Origin of the sequence: Kocuria tytonis (assembly GCF_003226895.2) — a bacterium.
GTDB classification, from domain to species: Bacteria; Actinomycetota; Actinomycetes; order Actinomycetales; family Micrococcaceae; genus Kocuria; species Kocuria tytonis.
Genome location: NZ_PNJG02000002.1, coordinates 481,353 through 503,922 on the forward strand (window position 1 = coordinate 481,353; position 22,570 = coordinate 503,922).

Consider the following 22,570-nt stretch of genomic DNA (forward strand, 5'->3'; position numbering starts at 1 on the left):
CGGTGATGCGATAATGACTCGCATCATGACGCAGCTGCTGGACACCTCCTCACTCCATCCCGTTTCGCTCGAGCTGGGCCGCCGATTCGAGCGCGCGGGCCACGAGCTGTCCCTCGTGGGCGGCCCGGTGCGGGACCTGCTCCTGGGCCGCGAGGCCCTGGACCTGGACTTCACCACGGACGCGAGCCCGGACGAGACCCTGGCGGTCATCCGCGACTGGGCGGACGCGCACTGGGAGATCGGGCGGGACTTCGGGACCATCGGGATGCGCAGGGCGGGCATGCAGCTGGAGGTCACCACGTACCGCGCCGAGGCGTACGATCCCGACTCCCGCAAGCCCACCGTGGCCTTCGGGGACGACCTCACCGAGGACCTGCGGCGCCGCGACTTCACGGTCAACGCCATGGCGCTGCGACTGCCGGACCTGCAGCTCGTGGATCCCTTCGGGGGCATCAAGGACCTGCACGCCGGCATCCTGCGCACGCCCGGAACCCCGGAGGACTCCTTCACGGACGATCCCCTGCGCATGATGCGGGCCGCGCGCTTCACCTCCCAGCTGGGGCTGAGCGTGGCCGATCCCGTGCGGGAGGCCATGACCGCCATGGCGCCCCGCATCGAGATCGTCTCCGCGGAGCGGGTGCGCGAGGAACTGGTCAAGCTGATCTGCGGCGCACACCCCCGCCGGGGCGTGGAGCTCATGGTGGACACCGGGCTGGCCCGGATCGTGCTGCCCGAGGTGCCCGCGCTGCAGCTGGAGACCGACGAGGCCCACCACCACAAGGACGTCTACCAGCATTCCCTCACGGTCATGGAACAGGCGGCAGAGAAGGAGACCGGGCCCGACGGCGCCGTCCCCGCCCCGGACTTCGTGCTCCGGTTCGCAGCACTCATGCACGACGTGGGCAAGCCGGCCACCCGGCGGTTCGAGCCCTCGGGGGCGGTGAGCTTCCGCCACCACGAGGTGGTGGGCGCCAAGCTCACCCGCAAGCGCATGAAGGCCCTGCGCTTCGACAACGACACCGTCAAGCGCGTCACCCGCCTGGTGGAGCTGCACATGCGATTCTACGGATATGGAGAGGCGGACTGGACCGACTCCGCCGTGCGCCGCTACGTGCGGGACGCCGGGGACGAGCTCGAGCGGCTGCACCGCCTCACGCGCTCGGACGTGACCACCCGCGACCGGCGCAAGGCGTCCCGGCTGGCGGGACACTACGACGAGCTCGAGCGGCGCATTGCCCAGCTGGCGGAGCAGGAGCAGCTCGAGGCGGTGCGTCCGGAGCTGGACGGTCAGCAGATCATGGAGATCCTGGGCGTGTCCCCCGGGCCCGTCGTGGGCCGCGCCTACGCCTTCCTCCTCGAGCTGCGCCTGGACGAGGGCGCGGTGGGTGAGGAGGCGGCCCGTGAGCGGCTGCTGGCGTGGGCCCGTGAGAAGGGGATCCTCTCCTCCTGAACGGGCGCTGCGGCGTCGTCGCCCCCGCCCGCACCGGTTGTCCGGGGCGGTGCACTCGACGCGACGGTGTGCCGGGGCGCTGCGGTTCCGCGCCGTGCTGCGGGGAATTCGCGCGGCCGTGGAACACTTGTGACCGACCGCCCCCACGTCCGAGGAGACCCCGCATGAGCCTGGAAGGTGCGCGCAACCGAACCGGAGGCAGTGCCGGTCTGGTGCTGCTGGGTCTCGGCCTCTACACGGTGATGATGGCCTACCTGCTGCGGATCCCGTGCCGGGTGCCGGAATGGCACATGGCCGAACAGGTTCCCCAGCTGTGCGCCACGGTGATCGGCTCCGGGGATCTGGGGGTGCATTCCACGGACGTGGCCGGTGGATTCTTCACGGGAGGTCCCACGGGGGACCAGCCCGTCCTGGTGGGCATGATCACCACGATCATCGGGTGGTTCGCCTCCAACCTCTCCTCCCTGGTGGGCCTGAACGTGGGCCAGGGCTTCTACCTGGACCTCTCCCTGGTGCTGCTGGCCCTGGTGTGGCTGGGGATCGTGGCCGTGGTGTCCTCGCTCAGCGGCAGCCGGCGCACGGACGCGCTGGTCATGGCGCTGGCACCGGTAATCGTCCTGGTCGGCTTCCAGACGTGGGACCTGTGGGCGGTGCTGTTCATGGTGCTCGCCCTGCAGGGCTACGTCCGGGGGAACCCGGCGGTGGCCGGGATCATGGTGGGGTTCGGGGCGTCCGTGGCGTTCTTCCCCGTGGTGGTGCTGGTGGCCATCCTGATCATCGCGGCCCGCCACCGGTTCCTGAAGGACATCGTCTCCGCGCTGCTGTGGGCGGTGTTCTCGTGGGCGGTCATCAACGGCACGTACATGATTACCGCGTGGGACCGGTGGTTGAAGCAGTTCAACGAGATGGTGCGCTCCGACACGGACGAGCCCTCCCTGTGGAAGGTGTGGGGCTCCACCGTGGAGCCGCGCACCGGGGTTTCCCTGGGCAGCGGGGACGGCGGGCAGTACGTGCTGCTGAGCATGGTGCTGGCCCTGGTCTTCGTGCTCCTGGTGGCGCTGCTCAGCAAACGGGAGCCCTCCGCCGTGCAGGTGACGTTCCTGCTGCTGGCCTTCTACATCCTGCTGGCCAAGGAGTACTCCCTCAGCTACGTGGTGTGGCTCGTGCCGCTGGTGATCCTGTGCCGCCGCAACTGGATCGAGTTCGCCGTCTGGCAGGTGGTGGAGATGCTGTACTGGGCCACCGCGGTGCTGCCGTCCTCGGCGTGGCCCACCCTGCCGTGGGTCCAGGAGTTCGGCTGGAGCGCACAGGACCTGCTCGCCGTGGTGCGCTACGTGTTCCTGATCTACCTGGTGGTGGCCGTGGTGGTGGACATGTTCCGGGGCCGCAAGGCCGCGGCCCTGGGCGCCTCCGCGGTTCAGTAGGCACCCGTCGCACCCATGGCTCCACGAGACCCCCGTGCCGTCGACCGGTTGAAGCCGCCCCCGTGGCACGTCCTGCGTGGGCCCATGGCGTTCATCCTGTCGTTCGTGGTCGTTGTGGTGACGGTGTGGGCCACGGCCGCCAACTACTTCATGGTCGCCCGGGACCCGGAAGCACCCGTGGACACCTACTTGAACCACCTCGAGGGCGGCAGCGCCCGTCAGGTGCTGGCACCGCTGCTGCTGCGCCAGGAGCACGGTCTGGCCCAGCTGCCCTCCAACGCGCTGTACCGCGCGGCGGCGAACCGCCCGCGGGGCCACGAGTTCGTGGGGACACGGGTGACGGGGGACACCGCCGTGGTGAGCGCGGACGTCCACCTGGGTGACGGCTCCACGGTGCGCCGCGACTACACGGTGCGGCGCGCCGTCTCACGCGGCCCGTTCAACGACGCGTGGCAGCTGCTCGAGCGGGACAACGCACCCGTGACGGTTCGGCTCCCCGCGGCGGTGGACGCCCTGGCCGTCAACGGGGTCCCGGTCCGACCCGACGCCGGATCCCTCACCTCCGCGGCGGGGACCACGGCGGGCGCCCCCGCGCGGGCGTGGCGTTTCGAGGCCCTCCCAGGGGAGTACGACGTCGCCCTGCCGCAGCACTCGTACTTGCTGGCCAGTGAACATGCCACTGCCGTCATGTCTCTGGCCGACCCCCGGCCGACCACCGTGGACCTGCGCTTCGACGCGTCCCCGCGCATGTGGGAGGCGGTGGACCGGGAGATCCGGGGCACCGTGGCACGGTGCGAGCGGGTGCTGCACTTCGACGCCGCGCACTGCCCGGTGCCGCGAGAACTGGGGCGGGCCGCGTCGTCGACACGGACGGCCCCGGCGAGCTCCTCCGCGCCCGCAGTGCAGGGCGGGATCCCGGAGGGGGTGTCCAACGTGCGGTGGGAGCTGCGGTCCCGCCCCGCCCTGGTGCTGGAGCAGGACGAGCGGGAACCGCTGGTGTTCCACGCCGTGCGCTTCCGCCCGGCCACGGCCACCGTGACGTGGCTCGAGAAGGGGGAGCGGAAAAAGGGCACGGCAGAGTTCGGGATCGAGGTGACGGCCCGGAGCACGGGCGCGGAGCTGGACACCGCCGTGCAGTTGCGCTCCACGCTGACCCAGCGTGAGAAGGCGGCCGGCCGCTCCTAGAATTGCAGGGGCCGCACCACGGCGGCCGGGGAGAGAAGAGGGGTACGGCATGGCCGAGGAGCCGGAGTACTACCGGGCGCAACCGCTGCCGCCGCGCGAGGAGACGTCCCGCGGCTACGGGCAGGCCCCGCAGTTCGGACCGGTGGGCGGTGCACCCCAGTGGGGTCAGGGCCGTCCCGCGGGAGGGCCCGTGAACGTCAACGTGGTGGGCGGGCGCTCCGCCCTGCTCGCCTACGTGCTGTGGTTCTTCCTGGGACACCTGGGGGTCCACAAGTTCTACCTCGCGCAGCCGTTCCAGGGGCTGCTCTACCTGGTCCTGGGGGTGACCGGCTGGCTCACCGTGGGCATCCTCATCGGGTGGTTCTTCCTGATCCCGCTGTGGTTCCTCATGCTGATCGACCTCTTCGTGATCCCCCTGCGGGTGGCGGCCCTCAACGCCCGGCTTGCCCGCCGCGTGGGTGGCTACTGAGGCTGCGCTGTAGTAAAGTAGGAAAGTCTGTGTGCCGTGCGTCATTCGCTGCCGGCACCGACAAACGCACAGAACCTCCTGCTGCGGAAGGACCGCAGCCGCTTAGCCCGAAGGAGGTGGGTTCTTTACATGCGTGAATACGAATTGATGGTCATCCTCAACCCCGAGGTGGAGGAGCGCGCCGTCGAGCCGACCCTCAAGAAGTTCCTCGAGGTCGTCACCAAGGAGAACGGCACCGTCGACAAGCTCGACATCTGGGGCCGTCGTCGCCTTGCGTACGAGATCCAGAAGAAGTCCGAGGGCATCTACGCCGTGGTGAACTTCACCGCAGAGCCGCAGACCGCCAAGGAGCTGGACCGCGTCCTGAGCCTGAACGAGGCCGTGATGCGCACCAAGATCATCCGTCCGGAAGAGCAGAAGATCCACGGCAAGTGAGGTGAGTGCGCGGTCCATCCGGACTGCACACGGCATGCTCTCCCCGGGGCCCAGCGGGCGGCGTCGTGAGATGCTTTCACCCCACTGAGTCTCGCATCCAGCGTCCACACATCCGGAGGTTCACATGGCTGGCGACACCGTCATCACAGTGATCGGAAATCTGACCGCAGACCCCGAACTGCGCTTCACGCCGTCCGGAGCCGCCGTGGCCAACTTCACTGTTGCGTCCACCCCGCGCGCCTTCGACCGGCAGAGCAACGAGTGGAAAGACCAGGAAACCCTTTTCATGCGCTGCTCGGTGTGGCGTGAGGCCGCCGAGAACGTCGCCGAGTCCCTCACCAAGGGAACCCGCGTGATCGTGCAGGGTCGGCTGAAGGCACGCTCGTACGAGACCAAGGAGGGGGAGCGCCGCACCAGCACCGAGCTGGAAGTGGACGAGATCGGCCCCTCCATGAAGTACGCGACCGCCAAGATCAACCGGAACTCGCGCGGCGGAGGAAACTCCTACGGCGGGAACCAGGGCTTCGGCGGCGGTCAGGGAGGCGGCGGTTTCAACCAGGGCGGCGGCCAGGGAGGCTTTAACGACTCCCAGGGCGGTGGCTTCGGTGGAAACCAGGGTGGCAACCAGGGCGGCGGGTTCAACGGGAACCAGGCCGGCCGTGGCGGCCAGCAGCAGCGCCAGCAGGGTGGTGACCCGTGGGGCCAGTCCTCCGGGGGCAACTACGACTGGGGTGCTGACTCCGAGGACGAGCCTCCCTTCTAAACACAACCATTCCAACCCATCCCGCAGGTCCGCCTGCGGGCTCCGCACCAGAAAAGGAGCACCACGATGGCCAAGGCTGAAATTCGCAAGCCGAAACCGAAGCAGAACCCGCTCAAGGCGGCCGACATCACCGAGATCGACTACAAGGATGTCGCCCTTCTGCGCAAGTTCATCTCCGATCGCGGCAAGATTCGCGCCCGCCGCGTGACCGGCGTGTCCGTTCAGGAGCAGCGCAAGATCGCCCAGGCGATCAAGAACGCTCGTGAAGTGGCACTGCTGCCCTACTCCGGCGCCGGCCGCTGATCAGAGAGGACTGAGTACTCATGGCAAAAATCATCCTGACCCAGGAAGTCTCCGGGCTCGGTTCCGCCGGCGACGTGGTGGACGTGAAGAACGGCTACGCCCGTAACTTCCTGTTCCCCCGCGGCTTCGCCACTCCGTGGAGCCGTGGCGCCGAGAAGCAGATCGAATCCATCAAGCAGGCTCGTGCGACCCGTGAGCTGTCCTCCCTCGAGGACGCCCAGGCTCTCGCCGCCAAGCTCACCTCCACCACGCTGACCGTTCCGGTCAAGTCCGGTGCCGAGGGTCGTCTGTTCGGCACGGTTCGCGCCGGCGACATCGCCTCCGCGGTGGAGAGCGCCGGTCTCGGCTCCATCGACAAGCGTCGTGTGGACCTGACCCAGCGCATCAAGACCACCGGCGTGTACCAGGCCGTGGTCCACCTGCACGAGGACGTCAACGCGAACGTCGAGTTCGAGGTCGTCCCCGCCTGATCACCGTGCGTCGTTCCCCGCACCCCGGGTGCGGGAACGTGCTTCCACCGGCACCGCCCGCGCGGCGCACCGGGGAGCACCGACGACGGACCCGTGTGGCGGTTCGCGAGAACCCCGTGGATCCTGCGATCCACGGGGTTCTGCCATGCCCGTCCCCAGAAACCCCGCAGCACACCGTGGAAGGATTCCCGCCATGATCATGAGCGCACGCCGGTTGAGCACGGGTCGCAGGCTGTTCTGGGTGGGTCTGGCCAGCGTGGTCCTCACCCTGGTCTTTTTCTTCGGGGGATTCCTGGGCGGGAACTCGCTCGGCGCGGAAACCGCCATGGGCGTGCTGCTGGGCGGGCTGGTGCTGAGCGTGATCACCTCACTGACGGCGCTGGTGCTGGGCGTCGCCGGCATCGTGGCGTTCCCCTCGCTGCGGGGGCGGTACGTGCTGGTGCTGGTCCTGGCGGTGGTGTGCTCGCCGCTGCTATGGCTGCTGCTCCTGGCCCTCTTCAGCTGAGCCGTCCACAGCACCGGCACGTTGTCCACAGGGTGTTCCACATGCTGTGCACACGAGCATGCGGCGTGTTCCACACCCTTTCCACACCGTTGTCCACAGGCCGTGGACAGCCACCGCTCACCGCGTTCCGGGGGTCGGAATGCGGTGCGACAATGAGGACGCGCCGCGAGCAGCGAGCGCTTTCCCGGTGGAGAAAGTGAGTGAGGGTGTCCGAATACACGTCCGGCCCGCGCGAGGACTACGGCCGCACCATGCCGCACGACAACCAGGCGGAGCAGTCGGTGCTGGGCGGCATGATGCTCTCCAAGGACGCCATCGCGGACGTGGTGGAGGTGCTGCGGGGTGTGGACTTCTACAAGCCGGCGCACGAGAACATCTACGACGCCGTCGTCTCCCTGTACGGGCGCGGCGAGCCCGCCGACGCCATCACGGTGGGGGACGAGCTCACCAAGAACGGTGAGATCGAGCGGATCGGCGGCATCGCCTACCTGCACTCGCTGATCGCCTCCGTGCCCACCGCGGCGAACGCCGGGTTCTACGCGGAGATCGTGCGGGAGCGCGCCGTGCTGCGACGGCTCGTGGAGGCCGGCACGAAGATCGTGCAGCTGGGCTACGCGCACGACGGCGAAGTGGACGACATCGTCAACGAGGCCCAGGGTGAGATCTACCAGGTGGCGGAACGCCGCACGGCGGAGGACTACGTCCCGCTGAAGGACGTCATGGAAGCCACCGTGGACGAGATCGAGGCCGCCGGCAGCCGCTCCGGCATGCAGGGCGTGCCCACGGGGTTCCACGAGCTGGACGACCTCACCCACGGCTTCCAGGGCGGTCAGATGATCGTGATCGCGGCGCGCCCGGCCATGGGCAAATCCACGCTCGCACTGGACGTGGCGCGTTCGGCGTCCATCAAGCACGGCCTGACGTCGGTGATCTTCTCGCTGGAGATGAGTCGCAACGAGATCGCCATGCGCCTGCTCTCCGCGGAGGGCACCCTCAACATGCAGGACCTGCGTGCGGGCACGCTGCAGGACGACCAGTGGGCCAAGATCGCGCAGATCATGGGCAAGATGAACGAGGCGCCCTTGTTCATCGACGACTCCCCCAACATGTCGCTCATGGAGATCCGCGCCAAGTGCCGCCGGCTCAAGCAGAAGCACGACCTCAAACTCGTGATCCTGGACTACCTGCAGCTCATGAGCTCCGGCAAGAAGGTGGAGTCCCGCCAGCAGGAGGTCTCCGAGTTCTCGCGTGCGCTCAAGCTGCTCGCCAAGGAGCTGGACGTGCCCGTGGTGGCGCTGTCCCAGCTGAACCGCGGCTCCGAGCAGCGCCAGGACAAGAAGCCGCAGGTGAGTGATCTGCGCGAATCGGGCTCGATCGAGCAGGACGCGGACATGGTCATGCTCCTGCACCGCGAGGACGTCTACGACAAGGAGTCCCCGCGCGCCGGCGAGGCGGACGTGATCGTGGCGAAGCACCGCAACGGCCCCACCAAGACGATCGTGGTGGCGTTCCAGGGTCACTACTCGCGGTTCGCGAACATGGCGCTGGAGGGGTTCTAGGTCTGCGGTCGTCCTGACTCGGCCCGGCGCTGCTCACCGTTTCCCGCTTCTGCCCCCGACGAAGGCACGGCGCGCGGCGGGACGAGTGCCGACCACGCCGGCAGACGTCGTCGCAACCGCGTGTCGTTCCGGGGCTCAGAGGACTGCCGACATGGGGCGGCACAGGACGCGCAGAAACCCGATGCGCACCACTCAGTGCGCTCGGCGCAGGGTGGCGTAGACCACGTAGTTGTCGGCGAACAACCCTGTTTCCGGGTCATATCCGTCGCAGGTGATGAGACGCAGCTGCGCGTCGTCGGTGTTGCCGTAGACGGTCTGGCTGGGGAAGTCGTTCTTGGAGTACGACTCTCCCCGCTGCACCACGAAAACCGCTGCGGACGCGTCCCGCCGAGTGACTTCGATGGTGTCACCGGAGTGCAGACTCTTGATGTCGGCGAAAACCCCCGCACCGCCGTCGGTGGCGTTGACGTGACCCATGAGAACCGCGGGTCCGCGTTCCCCGGGCGTGGGGGAGCCGTCGTACCAGCCGGCCGGAGCACCGGGGGCCGTGGGCGGCACCTCGAGCGAACCGTCCGGCTTGAGACCCAGGGACAGCAGCCGCGAGTGCGTGCCCGTGGCAGCGATGTCCAGGGAGACAGGTTCCGAGCGCGCCATGACCTCGGGCTTGCGCAGCGCCTTCGGGGACGCGGGAGGCGTCGTCGGGGCAGTGGCGGGGCCTGGGGCCGTGGTGGCCTGTGTGGACGCGGTGTCGGAGGCGCATCCGCTGGTCAGCAAGGCCACCGCGACCATTGGGCCGGCCAGCAGCCGCGCCCAATGGTCGCGTCGAGATCTCGTCGTCATGATGAGCTCCACGATGGCGGACCGCTGATGCTACTTCTGGCTCCGGCGGCGCATCATCACGACACCCGAGCCCACCAGAACTGCGGCCGCGGCGCCGGCGACACCGATTTCAGCCGCGACATCGGAGTGGGAGGACACCGGTGCGCCGGTGTCCGCACCACCCTTGGGCATGGCGGCCATCTGCGAGGCACCGAGGGTGCCGCAGGCTGCCGGGGCCGTGGCCGCCTGCGGCAGCTTCGGGTCCAGGTCGGAGGGCTTCATGGCGGATGCGGCCGGCAGCTTGGTGGGATCCACCCCGTGGACGACCACCACGGCGGTGCCGTTCTTGAGCGACTGGGCGGTCTCCGGGGTCAGCTGGAGGGTCCGCTCGTAGGTGTAGGAGCTGCCACCCGGGAAACGGTCCACGGCAAGGGCCGAGTCCGCACTGGTGTCGCCCTTGGTGGTGAGCGACGTGCCGATCATGCCGTAGTACGGGTGCCCTTCGGTGGTGCTCATGATGCCGTCCCCGTCAGCATCCGCCGAGGGAGGCGGGCACACGCCCTGTGCCGCGATGTGGATGTGCTGGGCGTGGGGGAACGGCCCGTCCTTGAACGTCTCCGCGGCGCCGTCCACCTTGACGTCCACCGTGGCCTGGTTGCCGTGCACGTTCACGGAGGCGGTGCCGGTGGTGCCCGAGTTGTTCATGGAGTTCAGCGTGGTCTGGGTGGACCACGTGTCGGCGTCGTGGGCCAGGGCGGGCCCGACCTGCAGGGCGAGGGCGCCCACGGCCAGAGCGGGAACAGCAAGCAAACGCATCTTGGTCTTCATGATCATTTCCTTACGTTGCAGGGGCACACATTGCGTTGTGTACATGGGGAGTTCGGCGCCGGGGCGATGGCGGACGGGTTTCGTCCCGAAAGTTTTTTCGGTGCCCCGGTTCGGGGTGCGGGCCGGCGGCACCGGGAACGGAGGTGGGAGGGTCCGCGATCCACCGGCCGGGGTGCTGGAACGGGCACGTGGTCGCCGCGTCCCCGCCGGGCCGTGGCATGATGGATGCAAACCGCTGCACTTTCCGCGCGGCACGACATGTCGCTTCGAAAGGATCCCGTTGCGGGAGGAACATGCGGAACTTCGACTCTGATGGTGGCGACGCAGGGACCTCACGGTCACCGCGACACCGTTCCCACGACGGCGCCGCGCCCCGGGCGGATCCCACCGCACAGCAGGAAGACCACCTGACCGCACTGATGGCGCGCAGCGCCGCGGGGGACGAGACCGCGTTCGCGGACCTCTACGACGCCACGGCGGCCACCGTCTACGGACTGGTGCGCCGTGTGGTGCGGTCCCCGGAACTCGCGGCCGAGGTGGCCCAGGAGGTGTACCTGATGGCCTGGCAGCAGGCTCCCCACTTCGATCCCTCGCGCGGCTCGGTGCCGGGATGGCTGTGCACCCTGGCGCACCGGCGTGCCGTGGACCGGGTGCGCCAGGTGACGCGTGAGCGCAATCGGGAAGACGCGTACGAGAACCGCAGGACGAGTTCGGCCGTGGACGAGACCTGGCACGAGGTGGAACGTGGGCTCGACGAGGGCGCCGTTAGACAGGGCCTCGGTGCGCTGTCGTCCCTCCAGCGCGAGGCAGTGGTGCTGGCGTACTACGGCGGCTACACGTACCAGGACGTGGCCCGCAGACTGAATGTACCGTTGGGAACGGCCAAGGCCAGGATCAGGGACGGCTTGAAGAAGCTGGGCAGTGCACTGGGGGTGCGGGCATGAGACATCACGTCAACGGTGGGTCGGCAGCGGCGCACTCGTGGGCTCCGCTCTACGCCGTGGATGCACTGACTCCGGACGAACGCTCGTCGTTCGAAAGCCACCTGTCGGGCTGCCGGTCCTGCCAGGCGGAGTTGCGGGGGTTGAACGCCACCACGCAGGCCCTGGCGAGCGCATCGGCCGCGGAACCGCCGCCGCAGCTGCGGGCGAGCGTGCTGGAGGCCGTCCATCGCACGAGCCAGGCAGGACGGGCGGCGGCTGTGCAGGTCACCGAAGCCCCCGTGGCCGATGCCCCCGCGCAGGAGACCACGGAGGCGGTCGGGGGTGTGCGCAGCACCGGTGCCGCGCCGCGCAACATCGGTGCCGCGCCGAGTGGCGGGGACACCGACACCACCGTGGAACGGCTTCGACGCCGTTACCGGCGCTGGTTGGCGGCAACAGCCGGTGCCGCTCTCGTGCCGGGAGCGCTGCTGGGCGGATGGGGTGCCACGGTGCAGGCGCAGAACGCCCAGGACGCGTCCCAGCAGCGCGAGCAGCAGCTGTTGACGGCGTCGGACGTCGTCACCCACCAAGTGACGGTCCGGGGAGAAACGGCCACGCTCATTGCCTCCCGCGAGCACAACGCGGCGCTGCTCATCTCCTCCGGACTGCCGGACCCCGGGCAGTCCAAGGAGTACCAGCTGTGGTTGATGCACGACGGCTCCCCCGGAGCTGACGCCCACTTCTCCGCGGACCAGCCGCGGACCTGGCTCACCGGCGACGTCGCCAACGCCGACGCGGTGGCCCTCACCGTCGAACCGGAGGGCGGTTCCACGGCCCCCACCTCGCCCGTCCTGGACTCGGTGGAGGTGTGACACCACCGGCGGGGCCGTTCGGGCGCCGCCGCTGTGGTCTCCGGCTGATTGCTGGTCCATGCCACCCATCCGTGGCCGGGCTCGTGCCGAACATGACCGTGACGGCCCCGCACCGCGGGCCGCGGATGCCCCGCCCCTGGGGGAGCACCCGGTTGTTCGAGCACAGAGGAGAGCGAACATGGCCTTCGACATCGACCGCTACACACGCCAGTCGGAACCCGTGAGCTGGGAGGACCTCGACTACAGCGTCTTCCGGGAAAATCCACTGCCCCCCGCCACACTGCGCACCCTGCGGTACATGTGCGAGATCGAGTTCCACACCGTGTGCTACCTGCGGGACATGCTGGTGAGTCCGTCCCGCAAGGACCCGCAGGTGGGCTCGTTCATGAGCACGTGGAACTGGGAGGAGATCTGGCACGGTGAGGCGCTGTCCCACGTGCTGGAGCTGCACGGGATCACGGTCAAGTTCGACGAGCTCAAGGCCAAACGGGTCAAGCTGGGGTGGCGGGACCGCATCAGCCCCGTGAAGCAGTCGATGCTGTCCAACATCGTGGGCATCGACTTCGTGGCCGTGCACATGCTGTGGGGTTCCATCAACGAACGCTCCACGGCGGCCGCCTACAAGCGGTTGGCCAGTTTCGACGACAGCCCCGTGCTCACCGCGCTGCTGAAGCGCATCGCCGCGCAGGAGACCAAGCACATCGCGTTCTACACCACACAGGCGCAGGCGCGCCTGGAGGACAACCCGCGTGCGCAGAAGCTGGCCCGGATGGCGCTGCGAACCGCGTGGCAGCCGGTCGGTTCCGGAGTCTCCCCCGAATCCGAGGTCAACCACGTGATGCACCACCTGTTCTCCGGTCCGGAGGGGCGCCGGGAGATCGCGGCTGTGGACCGCTACATCGCCACCCTGCCGGGAATGGCGGGGCTGACCCTCCTCACCAGCTCCCTGGACGAGCGGGGGGTGCCCGCGTGAGCACGGAAACCTTCGACGTGCGCGCGTACATGCGCTCCCCGATCGTGCTGACCACGGACGAGGTCGACGCCGTGGCCCACGAGGACGTGAGCGAGAGCACGCTGCCCACTCTCACGTACCTGTGGAGCGTTGAGCAGGACACGCTCGCCCGCATGCGGGACCTGCTGGTGACGCCCACGCACGCGGAGTCCCGCATCACGGCCTTCCTCTCCACATGGTCTCACGAGCAGCACAGGGTGGCCCGGGGGCTGCAGAAGCTGCTCGAGGCCAACGGGTGCACACCCCGGGAGCCACCGGACAGCACCGCGGGACGGGCGCGCCGCGTCTGGGACGACCGGTTCCGCCCGATCGCAACGGCCGTGGGGGCGAACTTCCTGGGAAACCACGTGGTGGGGGCGCAGATGGCCGCCGGGTGGCTGGACGCGGCCGTGCTCGCGTCCGGCTACCACCACCTGGGTGCGGCACATGCCCCGCTCGCCCCACTGGCGCGGACCGTGGTGCGTCAGAAGGAACGCCACATGCAGTTCTTCGCCCAGGAGACCCGGGGCCGGCTGGAGGACGACAGGGTGGCTCGCGGACTTGCTCGTGTCGCCGTGAGACGGTGGCGGGCCCCCGGCACCCGGTACGCGGACCCCCGTGTGATTGCGGACCAGATCGGACCCCTTCTCACCGATTCGAGCGTGCTCGAGGCGCTGGACGCGGCGGACCGCACCGTGCAGACGTGGCCCGGGCTGACCGGGGCGCGCCCGGTCAGAGCGGGCATCGACGAGCTGCGCAGGGCAGGTGGCGGCGCGGCGCGTCGTCGGTCGTCCAGCGTTGGATCGTGGGGCGCGGTCGGTGGTGATCTTGCTCCGTCCCACTAAACTTGCCCGGTGCTCACCACCGAACAAGCGGCCTACAAGCTCGCCTTCCAGATCGCGGACGCGCTGATCCGCAGCGGAGCCGGGTCCGCCAACACCACCAAGTCCCTCCTGTCGATCTTCCGCAAGACGGACCTGCGGGACGTGACCGTCAGCGTGAGTTCGGGTCAGGTGACCATCAGTCACCAGGACCGCCCGGACAAGGCGCCCAGCACCCGGGTGTACGAGTCCGAACCGGGAACGCTGGACATCGGACTGCGCACGGAAACGGGCGAGGTCCTCGAGGACTTCGTCCTGGGGCGGATCAGCGCCGAAGAGGGCATTGAACGCATGGACAGGATCCTGGCGGAGTCCCGGATCATCGGACACAAACTGACCATGACGGGCTTTGCCATGTTCGGCCTCGGGTTCAGCCTGATCCTGGGCGGTGGACTGGTCACCACCATCTGCGCCACCGTGGTCTCGGCCGTGGTGTACGGCGTCTACGCCCTCGTGCAGCGGGCGCAGGCACCGGGGATCTTCAGCCTCGCGGCCGGAGGGTTGACGGCGGTGCTGGGTGCCACGGTGACCGGGGTGCTCTTCTCCGCCACCCAGACGGCGGTGTGCATCGTCGCCGCGCTCGCCGCGTGGCTGGCTGGCATCGCCGCCTACGGCGCGGTGCACGACGTCATCACGGGCTGGTACGTCTCCGCCTCCGGTCGCATCCTCGAGGCGGTCACGAGCACCGCGGGACTGGTGGCCGGCGTGACGGTGGGCATCCACCTGATGCAGCCGCTGGTGGGCGACGCCGTGGACTACATCGAGATCCTGGAGATGGACGATTCCCGGTGGGCGCTGTCCGTCCTGGGCGCGGCCGCCGTGTCCGCGGGTTTCGCCCTGGCGTCCGGTGGTCGCGGGTGGAAGCTCGCCGCACTGGGCCTGTTCGGCGGTCTCGTGCAGCTGGGGGTCCTCGGAATCTCGGCCCTGGGCATCAGCTCCTACGGTGCCATCCTGATCGCCTCGGTCGTCGCCGGGGCTCTGGGCGTGCTGCTCACCCGCACCCTGAACATGGCCTCGAACGCCACCCTCATGATCGTCCTGCTCCCGCTGTTCCCCGGGATGCTCGTCTACCAGGGCGTGCTCGGCACGATCTTCGGCATCGAGGACGCGGGCGAGTCCGTGCTCAAGGCGGCCATCACCGCGTTCTGCCTGTGCATGGGCGGCATGCTGGGGCAGTACCTGGCGTCCGAGATGCTCTGGGCCGGGCGACGCCGCCAGTTCGTGCGCCACCACCCGGGCCAGAAGTTCCGCCGGGAGATGGCGGACGAGGAGAACTTCAGCGACATCATGGTGCCGATCTTCTCCAAGCCCTTCACGAGCTGAGACCGTTACTTCCCCATCGCCTCGGCCACGCGCTCCACGAGCCCGCGCATGTTGGTGAGCGTGCGCTCGGCGCGCTCTTCCGCGCTCATGGTCTCCTCCATCTGCCGGATGCCCTCGGGCCTCCGGCGCCCCAGCGTGTAGTCGCTGCACGCCAGGTTCGAGCACACGTAGGTGCCCACGGAGTTGTAGCGGTCCTTCGCGGTCCTGGAGCGCTGGATCGACACCAGCGAGACGCCGCTGGCCGGGTGCAGCGTCAGGCAGATCTGGCACATGCGCGCGCCTCCGCTCGCCTTCTGCGCGCTCTTCTCGAGCACCAGCCCGCGCAGTCCGTCCTCGGTCTCGACGACGACGTACCCGGCCCGCGGCGACTTCGGGTCGTACCAGCCCAGGAAGATCTGGGATTCCCAGTCCCCGTGGAGCACGTCCTGCGGGATGTTGATGCGCTGCGCGGCGCCCTTGGAGCAGTTGATGAAGCTCTTGCGGATCTCGGTCTCTGTATGCGTATTCATTTTCTTTGGTCCTTCGAGGATGGTCCCTCCCTGCGAGGCGCGGGTCACGACGGCGCGCGGGCACCAGGGGGCCGAGGGGTGCGGTGGGCGCGGGCGGCGTCGTCGTGCTGGGTGGTGCGGGAGGGCGACGGCGTTCGGCGCGCTCGTGGAGCACGGTCGCCGCGGGGAGGTGGAAAGGGGTGGGTGAAAGCGCACGACGGGGTGGTCTTCACCCGCCGCGTCCGGTCAGTGCTGTCTAGTGCCGGCGTTGAAGAAGCCGGCAACCCCCTGACGCACGAAAGCCTCGTTCCTCCACGGCTGTGGATCTCGAAAACGTACGGGGAGATTCTAGATCCACCGAGGGGCTCCCCACCACCTGGCATCGGGTCGCCCAGAAGGGTATCCCGCTGGAGGTGAGCATCAAGTTCCCATACTCGTGGAAGTCAACAATTTACAAGTGGGTCTTGCCTCCTTTCCCTGTGTTTCTAAGGGACAGAGGCCCCGATGTTCAAATCCATCTGTTCCTCGGCTAAATTTTGATACATGCAGCCCATGGTGTTCCCCGAGGTCGATTTCGCGAGTGCGCTCGTGACGGCCCTGTTCGCCTTGGAGCGGGTGCGCGTGGATTTTCGCGCTGAGCACCTTGACGACCCTCTTGGTTTGGAGCTGCGCAGGCTGTTCCAAGGTCTCACGAGCGTCATGTCGGCACGCATCGAAGGGAACCGGACCACGGTGGCGGACGTCGTGGCCGAAGCCCGGCGGGCTGCGGCCACGGGGCAGCCAGCAGCAGACGCCGTGCGGGAGATTCTGCAGCTGGAGCAGGCAACTGACTACATGGACGAGTTGGCAGCCCATGGAAGGCTGTCCCTGACTCATGGGCTGATCCGTGAACTCCACCAGCTCGCCGTGCAGGGACTCGAACGTGAAGGTGACGAGCACCCGGGCAGCTATCGAACGATCGCCGTCGGGATCGCTGGAGCGTCCCATGTCCCGCCCGCACCCGGGTCCGTCCAGGCGGACATGGACCAGCTCCTGGAGTTCGCAAACAAGGAGGTGCCCGCTCAGCAACAACTCCTCCAGATCGCGCTTGTCCACCACCGGTTCGTCTGGATACATCCGTTTGCCAATGGTAACGGGCGGGTCTCACGCCTGCTGACGTACGCCATGCTGAGCAACCAGGGCTACACCTCCAGGAGCGCTGCGCGTCCGCTCAACCCCACAGCAGTTTTTGGTGCCGACCGGCAGTCGTACTATGACCACCTCGCGGAAGCGGACTCCCTGAGCCCGGAGGGGGTGCTGGCCTGGGCCGGGTATGTGATCCACGGCCTCAAGGACGACATGGACAGGGTCAGTCGGCTTGCTGCCCCCCGCTTCATTTCCGAGGAGGTCGTGGGGCCTTCGGTCAATGCCGCCCACGCGGCGGGGGAGCTCACGGAGACGGAGGCAGATGTGATCTACGCGGTGGCGCGCCAAGGGAAGGCCAAAGCGGGCGATCTCGAAGACGTGATCAAGGGGTCTCCGTCGAACAGGAGTCACCGTCTGCGCCGCATGGTCGAGTCCGGGTTGCTGCAGAAGATGTCGGGGCCGGGGCGGTACGTGGTGAGTCTGCATCGCAACGTCCTGACGAAGCACGTGGTGCACCGCCTCAGCGAGTTGGACATGCTCCCGGCTATCCTGCGTGACTGAGGTGCGGGACTGTTCACACGACGGCAGGTGAGCGCACAATGCTGCAGCACCCAGCACCTACCCTGGAGGCATGACTTCCACCGTCGCTGCCACCACATCCCTGGGCGTCCTGCAGGAGGTCTTCGGGTACGACGCCTTCCGGGGCGAGCAGGCGGAGATCATTGAGCAGGTGGTCGGCGGCGGGGACGCCGTGGTGCTGATGCCCACCGGCGGCGGCAAGTCCCTGTGCTACCAGATCCCGGCGATCCTGCGGGAGGGCGTGGGGGTGGTGGTCTCCCCGCTGATCGCGCTGATGTCGGACCAGGTGGCGGCGCTCGAGGCCGTGGGAATCCGGGCGGCCTACCTGAACTCCACGCTGGAGCCGTACGAGGCGCAGGAGGTGGAACGGCAGCTGCTCGCGGGCGAGATCGACCTGCTCTACATGGCCCCCGAGCGCCTCATCCTGCCCCGCACGGTGGAGCTGCTGCAGCGCGCGCGGATCGCCCTGTTCGCAATCGACGAGGCGCACTGCGTGGCCCAGTGGGGTCACGACTTCCGCCCCGACTACCTGGGTCTGTCCCTGCTCGCGGACGCGTTCCCGGACGTTCCCAGGATCGCGCTGACCGCCACGGCCACGCGGGAAACCCACCGGGAGATCACCGAGCGGCTGCGCCTGGAGGAGGCACGGCACTTCGTCGCCGACTTCGACCGGCCCAACATCCAGTACCGGATCGAGTCCAAGGACCGCGCGAAGGACCAGCTGCTGCGGCTCATCCAGTCGGAGCACCCGGGGGAGGCGGGCATCGTCTACTGCATGTCCCGCAAGAGCGTGGAGTCCACCGCCGCGTGGCTCAGCGCCCGCGGGGTCGACGCCATGCCCTACCACGCGGGGCTCGACGCCGCGGTGCGCCACGACACCCAGGTGCGGTTCTTGCGGGAGGAGGGGATCGTCGTCGTTGCCACGATCGCGTTCGGCATGGGGATCGACAAGCCGGACGTGCGGTTCGTGGCCCACCTGGACCTGCCCAAGAGCATCGAGGGCTACTACCAGGAGACGGGTCGTGCCGGGCGCGACGGCATGCCTGCCACGGTATGGATGGCCTACGGCCTGGGGGACGTGGTGAACCAGCGCCGCATGATCGACCAGGGGGAGGGCTCGGAACTCCACAAGCGCAACGCCCGCTCGCACCTGGATGCCATGCTCGCCCTGTGTGAGACCACCGACTGCCGGCGGGTGCAGCTGCTGCGGTACTTCGGGCAGGACTCCGAAGCATGCGGCAACTGCGATACATGCCTGAACCCGCCCAGGGTGTGGGATGCCACGGTGCCCGCGCAGAAGCTGCTCTCCACGCTGATCCGCCTGCAGCGGGAACGCGGCGAGCAGTTCGGCTCCGGGAAGGTTCTCGACATCCTGCTGGGGCGCAGCAACGAGCGCACGGATGCCTCGCGGCACCGGGAGCTGAGCGTGTGGGGGATCGGGCAGGACCTCTCGGAGCGGGAGTGGCGCTCCGTGCTGCGGCAGCTGCTGGCGCGCCGGGTGGTCGAGGCGGTGGGGGACTTCGGCGTCCTGGTGCCCGGGCCGGAGGCCGGACCCGTGCTGCGCGGGGAGTGTTCCCTGGAGCTCGCGGTGGACCGGGCGCCGACGGCGCGTGCGAACGGGCGTGCCGGTTCCGGCGGGGGCGGTGGGCGCTCGCGGGCCGCGGACTCCCTGGACGAGGCAGCCAGGGAAACCTTCGGGGCGCTGCGGGAGTGGCGGACCTCGGTGGCCAAGGAGAAGCAGATCCCGCCCTACATGGTGTTCTCGGACGCCACGCTCGTGGGCATCGTGGAAGCTGCGCCCGCCACCACCGCGCAGCTCAGCGGTGTCAGCGGCGTGGGAGCCAAGAAGCTCGAGGAGTACGGGGACGCGGTGCTGGAGGTGCTGGGAGCCGCGGGGTGATGGCGTCGGCTAGCTGCCGGTGGAGCCCACGGAGGTGATGCGGTCCAGGATCGCCTCCGTCACCGTGGCGGCCTCGAGCTCGGGGAGCCAGTGGCCGGCGTCGAGCTCGATGAACCGGTAGGGCGCGTGCACGTACACCTCGGTCTCCTCGGCGGCGGTGCGGCCCAGGGCCGGATCCCGTTTGCCCCAGACGAACGTGGTGGGCACCGTGATGATGCCGTTGCCGGCATCCTTGTCCGTGACGCCGTCGAGGCGGAACATCGCGCGGTACCAGTTGATGGGCCCGCGCAGATCGGCCGCGGTGGCGAACCGGTGGCCGTAGCGTGAGGAGGCTTCCTCGGGTATTCCAGCTCGACGCGTCAGGCTGCCGATCTTCCCGGCGAGGAGTCGTTCGGGCAGGGCCGAGATCTGGAACACCCCGATGTACCAGGACTTCTTCACCTGGTCCGGGGTCTTCAGGGCGTGCCCCAGGGCGGTGGGGTGCGGTGTGGAGAGCACGGTCAGGGAGGACACCCGTTCCGGAGCACGCTGGGCAATGTCCCATGCGAGCACGCCGCCCCAGTCGTGGCCCACCAGGTGGAACTGCTGTGCGCCCGCCGCGTCCGCCAGTGCCAGGGCATCGGCGGAGAGCTCGGCCCGGCGGTAGTCGCGGACCTTCTCGGGCCGTGCGCCCTGCGAGTAGCCGCGCTGGTCCATGGCGAGGGTTCGCAGTCCCTGCGCCGCGAGCAACTCGGCGATCTCGTCCCAGCAGCGGGCGTCCTGGGGGAATCCGTGCAGCAGGAGAACGACCGGGCCGTCCTCGGGTCCACGGTCGAGAACGTCGAACCGAAGTCCCTGGCGTATGAGGTTCTGGATGCGAGTCACCTCACAACCATAGCCCCGGGCTGTTGCCGTGCGGCAATGGCGGAGGCCCGTGGAACGCCGGATCCTAGCCCCGATGCGGAGGGGCGGGTCTAGAAGAACCCGATGATGCGCCCGGCGATGGCCAGGACCACGAACAGCGCCAGGAGGACGGCGAGAACGGTCAGGATGATCTTGGGTCGTGTGCTGTCCCCCGGCCGGTCACGGTCCAGTTCGTTGTTGGTGGGCCCCACGCCCAGCCCTTCCGCGGGAGGGGTGTCACCCTCCACGCTGTATCCGGAGTGCTCGTTGGCCGCCGCGGCCGCCTTGGCGCGGTCTTGCTCGGATTCTTCCGGATTGATGTCTGCCACCGTGGCCTGCTTCCTGGATGCTCATGTGGGATTGGTGGACACACTCTAACAAGCAGGCTGATCGTCGAGGACCGGAAACCGGTTCGTCCGTCAGGGAAGGGACGGTGTCAATAGAAAATGCCGGGATTCAGTCCGCAGTTGGGTAGTCGCGCGGCCAGCTGTGGCCCAGGCTGGCCTCCACGCTCTCGTTGAAGCGGCGCGCGAGGCGGGCCAGCGCGGTGACGTCCTCCGCGGGCCAGTCTGCGGTGAAGTGCTCGTAGGAGTCGCGGCGCGAGCGGAGCTCGGCGTCCAGCCGGCGCACGCCCTCCTCGGTGGGCTGGTGCTTCTTTGCCACGCCGCCGTCCGGGTCCTTGATGCGCTCGATCAGGCCGCTTTTCATGGCGGCGGCCACCTGGCGGTGCACGGTGGAGATGTCCAGGCCGAAGGACTGGGCGAGCTCGGCCACGCTCATGGGGCCGCCGGCCTGCAGCCGTGCCAGCAGGACCGTGGAGCTGCGGTCCAGCGCCTCGGTGCGCGACTGCGGGGGCGCGCCCTGGAGGGCGTACCGGGAGAGCAGCATGTGCTCGTAGACCATCTGGTTCAGGGAGTCCTCGCTCTGCACCGGTCCATCCTTTCATCCCCCGCGTGTGGTGTGCTGTCTCAGCAATCGATTGTACTCTGCAAATTGCATGCTATAATTTTGCACGATACAAACCGCTCGTTCCCAGGAGATGCCCGTGTCGGTCGACACCCAGGATCACGTTCCCACAGGCCAGTTGCCCATCACCACGAGACAAACCATCCCCGGACCCGCCCATTCCGCGGGGCCCGCCCGGCTGGTGACCCCCACCTTCGTGCTGGCCTGGGTGGTCAACTTCCTGCAGTACCTGGTGTTCTACATGCTCGTGACCACCATGGCGCTGTACGCCGTGAGGAGCTTCGCGGCCTCGGACGCCGTGGGCGGGTTCGCGTCCAGTGCGTTCGTGGTGGGTGCCACCCTGGCGCGGCTCGTGTCCGGCTACCTGGTGGACGCGCTCGGCCGGCGCCGGATGCTGCTGATCTCCCTGGTGGTCGTGGCGGTGGCCTGCGCGCTCTACCTGCCCGCGGGAACGCTGCCCGTGCTGATCGCCGTGCGCATGGTCCACGGCTTCGGGTACGCCTTCGCGAGCACCGCCGTGATGACGATCGCCCAGTCCGTGATCCCGGACTCCCGCCGCGGTGAGGGCACCGGCTACTTCGCCCTGGGTACCACCCTGGCCACCGCGGTGGGCCCCGCGCTCGGGCTCTTCCTGGTGGGCTCGCTGGACTACGCGTGGCTGTTCTGGACCACACTGGTCACCGCGGTGCTCGGCCTGGTGCTGGGCATCTTCCTGCGCGAGCCGCTGGCCAAGCGCGAGGCGCAGGCGGCGGCCGAGGGCCCGACGGCGCGCCCCAAGTTCACGCTGAGCGACATCGCCCACCCCGCGGTCATCCCGATCGGCTGCTTCATGCTCCTGGTGGGCATCTGCTACGCCGGTGTCATCACCTACCTCAACGCCTACGCCGAGGACCGCGGGGTCACCACCGGTGCCGCCCTGTTCTTCGTGGCGTACGCCGTGGCCATGCTGGTCATGCGTCTGGTGCTGGGCAAGGTGCAGGACCAGCGCGGTGACAACGTGGTGGTCTACCTGGGGCTCGTCTGCTTCGCCGTGGCGCTGGGCATCCTGGCCATGGCCAACCAGGACTGGCAGGTGGTCGTGGCCGGCGCCATGACCGGTCTGGGCTACGGCACGCTGATGCCCGCCGCGCAGGCCATTGCCGTGAGCGCGGTGCCCTCCCACAAGCTGGGCACCGGCATCTCCACGCTGCTGCTGCTCATGGACGTGGGCATCGGCCTGGGGCCCGTGATCCTGGGGCTGCTGCTCTCCGCCGCCGGTTTCGGGGTCATGTACACGGTGCTGACCGTGCTGGTGGTCGTCTCCGCGCTGCTGTACCACGCGGTGCACGGGCGGCACCCGCACGCCAAGCGGGGGCGGCTGGCGGTGGACTGACGGTCGCTCTTTTGGGGGGCTCGTGGCGTGTGCCGCGGGCCCCCTTTCTGTTGCGCGG

Annotated in this window: 24 protein-coding genes; 18 read left to right on the forward strand and 6 right to left on the reverse strand. The window is 68.7% G+C overall.

Going from position 1 to position 22,570, the window contains the following annotated elements; genetic code table 11:
- Positions 1–25: 25 nt before the first annotated feature.
- The 10 genes from C1C97_RS08075 (at position 26) to dnaB (ending at position 8,563) form a co-directional block, all read left to right on the forward strand.
- Positions 26–1,450, forward strand: a complete 1,425-nt coding sequence (locus C1C97_RS08075; RefSeq protein ID WP_233542826.1) for a CCA tRNA nucleotidyltransferase — start codon at positions 26–28, stop codon at positions 1,448–1,450.
- Positions 1,451–1,614: 164 nt separating this feature from the next.
- Entirely contained in the window at positions 1,615–2,874 is a 1,260-nt protein-coding gene (locus C1C97_RS08080; protein ID WP_110919210.1) for a glycosyltransferase 87 family protein, read from the forward strand.
- 84 nt (positions 2,875–2,958) lie between these two features.
- On the forward strand, positions 2,959–4,059 hold the full coding sequence (locus tag C1C97_RS08085) for a hypothetical protein (protein WP_233542827.1): 1,101 nt from the start codon (positions 2,959–2,961) through the stop codon (positions 4,057–4,059).
- A gap of 49 nt (positions 4,060–4,108) precedes the next feature.
- A complete protein-coding gene (locus C1C97_RS08090; RefSeq protein WP_121031109.1) occupies positions 4,109–4,528 on the forward strand; it encodes a TM2 domain-containing protein in 420 nt (139 codons plus the stop codon).
- 129 nt (positions 4,529–4,657) lie between these two features.
- Entirely contained in the window at positions 4,658–4,963 is a 306-nt protein-coding gene (gene rpsF, locus C1C97_RS08095; RefSeq protein WP_012399407.1) for a 30S ribosomal protein S6, read from the forward strand.
- 124 nt (positions 4,964–5,087) lie between these two features.
- A complete protein-coding gene (locus tag C1C97_RS08100) occupies positions 5,088–5,726 on the forward strand; it encodes a single-stranded DNA-binding protein (protein ID WP_110919213.1) in 639 nt (212 codons plus the stop codon).
- A gap of 66 nt (positions 5,727–5,792) precedes the next feature.
- Positions 5,793–6,029: a 30S ribosomal protein S18 gene (gene rpsR / locus C1C97_RS08105; RefSeq protein ID WP_055084974.1), complete on the forward strand. Its 237-nt coding sequence runs from the start codon at positions 5,793–5,795 to the stop codon at positions 6,027–6,029.
- Between the two features lie 20 nt (positions 6,030–6,049).
- Positions 6,050–6,499 carry a 50S ribosomal protein L9 gene (gene rplI, locus C1C97_RS08110; RefSeq protein ID WP_110919214.1) on the forward strand — a complete coding sequence of 150 codons (450 nt, stop codon included), beginning with the start codon at positions 6,050–6,052 and terminating at the stop codon, positions 6,497–6,499.
- A gap of 193 nt (positions 6,500–6,692) precedes the next feature.
- Positions 6,693–7,004 carry a hypothetical protein gene (locus tag C1C97_RS08115; protein WP_110919215.1) on the forward strand — a complete coding sequence of 104 codons (312 nt, stop codon included), beginning with the start codon at positions 6,693–6,695 and terminating at the stop codon, positions 7,002–7,004.
- 251 nt (positions 7,005–7,255) lie between these two features.
- The gene (gene dnaB, locus C1C97_RS08120) at positions 7,256–8,563 is read left to right on the forward strand and encodes a replicative DNA helicase (protein ID WP_233542859.1); all 1,308 of its coding nucleotides are present in this window, start codon (positions 7,256–7,258) and stop codon (positions 8,561–8,563) included.
- A 192-nt stretch (positions 8,564–8,755) separates the two neighbouring features.
- On the opposite strand, the gene C1C97_RS08125 is transcribed toward dnaB, so the two are convergent.
- Both C1C97_RS08125 and C1C97_RS08130 read right to left on the reverse strand, forming a co-directional pair.
- Entirely contained in the window at positions 8,756–9,403 is a 648-nt protein-coding gene (locus C1C97_RS08125; protein WP_110919227.1) for a class F sortase, read from the reverse strand.
- 30 nt (positions 9,404–9,433) lie between these two features.
- Positions 9,434–10,210, reverse strand: a complete 777-nt coding sequence (locus tag C1C97_RS08130) for a hypothetical protein (RefSeq protein WP_199712215.1) — start codon at positions 10,208–10,210, stop codon at positions 9,434–9,436.
- Between the two features lie 293 nt (positions 10,211–10,503).
- Between C1C97_RS08130 and sigK the strand changes: the two genes are divergently transcribed.
- The 5 genes from sigK (at position 10,504) to C1C97_RS08155 (ending at position 15,200) form a co-directional block, all read left to right on the forward strand.
- Positions 10,504–11,154 carry an ECF RNA polymerase sigma factor SigK gene (gene sigK, locus C1C97_RS08135; RefSeq protein ID WP_110919217.1) on the forward strand — a complete coding sequence of 217 codons (651 nt, stop codon included), beginning with the start codon at positions 10,504–10,506 and terminating at the stop codon, positions 11,152–11,154.
- A complete protein-coding gene (locus C1C97_RS08140) occupies positions 11,151–12,005 on the forward strand; it encodes an anti-sigma factor (protein ID WP_121031111.1) in 855 nt (284 codons plus the stop codon). The genes sigK and C1C97_RS08140 overlap by 4 nt, the downstream gene beginning before the upstream one ends.
- A gap of 178 nt (positions 12,006–12,183) precedes the next feature.
- Positions 12,184–12,978 carry an acyl-ACP desaturase gene (locus C1C97_RS08145; RefSeq protein WP_110919219.1) on the forward strand — a complete coding sequence of 265 codons (795 nt, stop codon included), beginning with the start codon at positions 12,184–12,186 and terminating at the stop codon, positions 12,976–12,978.
- The gene (locus C1C97_RS08150; RefSeq protein WP_121031113.1) at positions 12,975–13,841 is read left to right on the forward strand and encodes a hypothetical protein; all 867 of its coding nucleotides are present in this window, start codon (positions 12,975–12,977) and stop codon (positions 13,839–13,841) included. Before C1C97_RS08145 ends, C1C97_RS08150 begins: the two co-directional genes overlap by 4 nt.
- A 9-nt stretch (positions 13,842–13,850) precedes the next feature.
- Positions 13,851–15,200 (forward strand): threonine/serine exporter family protein, encoded by a 1,350-nt coding sequence (locus C1C97_RS08155; RefSeq protein ID WP_121031115.1) that lies wholly within the window; start codon positions 13,851–13,853, stop codon positions 15,198–15,200.
- Between the two features lie 5 nt (positions 15,201–15,205).
- Here the strand turns inward: C1C97_RS08155 and C1C97_RS08160 are convergent, their stop codons facing one another.
- The gene (locus C1C97_RS08160; RefSeq protein ID WP_110919222.1) at positions 15,206–15,709 is read right to left on the reverse strand and encodes an FBP domain-containing protein; all 504 of its coding nucleotides are present in this window, start codon (positions 15,707–15,709) and stop codon (positions 15,206–15,208) included.
- A 522-nt stretch (positions 15,710–16,231) separates the two neighbouring features.
- Here C1C97_RS08160 and C1C97_RS08165 point away from each other — a divergent pair.
- A complete protein-coding gene (locus C1C97_RS08165; protein ID WP_121031117.1) occupies positions 16,232–17,374 on the forward strand; it encodes a Fic family protein in 1,143 nt (380 codons plus the stop codon).
- Between the two features lie 70 nt (positions 17,375–17,444).
- On the forward strand, positions 17,445–19,292 hold the full coding sequence (gene recQ, locus C1C97_RS08170) for a DNA helicase RecQ (protein ID WP_121031119.1): 1,848 nt from the start codon (positions 17,445–17,447) through the stop codon (positions 19,290–19,292).
- A 9-nt stretch (positions 19,293–19,301) separates the two neighbouring features.
- On the opposite strand, the gene C1C97_RS08175 is transcribed toward recQ, so the two are convergent.
- The 3 genes from C1C97_RS08175 to C1C97_RS08185 form a co-directional block, all read right to left on the reverse strand.
- Entirely contained in the window at positions 19,302–20,156 is an 855-nt protein-coding gene (locus tag C1C97_RS08175; RefSeq protein WP_121031121.1) for an alpha/beta fold hydrolase, read from the reverse strand.
- Positions 20,157–20,245: 89 nt separating this feature from the next.
- Positions 20,246–20,503, reverse strand: a complete 258-nt coding sequence (locus C1C97_RS08180; RefSeq protein WP_121031123.1) for a DUF6480 family protein — start codon at positions 20,501–20,503, stop codon at positions 20,246–20,248.
- Between the two features lie 127 nt (positions 20,504–20,630).
- Positions 20,631–21,104 carry a MarR family winged helix-turn-helix transcriptional regulator gene (locus tag C1C97_RS08185; protein ID WP_110919644.1) on the reverse strand — a complete coding sequence of 158 codons (474 nt, stop codon included), beginning with the start codon at positions 21,102–21,104 and terminating at the stop codon, positions 20,631–20,633.
- Positions 21,105–21,213: 109 nt separating this feature from the next.
- Between C1C97_RS08185 and C1C97_RS08190 the strand changes: the two genes are divergently transcribed.
- Positions 21,214–22,512, forward strand: coding sequence for an MFS transporter (locus C1C97_RS08190; RefSeq protein WP_233542829.1), 1,299 nt, complete (start codon positions 21,214–21,216; stop codon positions 22,510–22,512).
- The last annotated feature ends 58 nt before the right edge of the window (positions 22,513–22,570 follow it).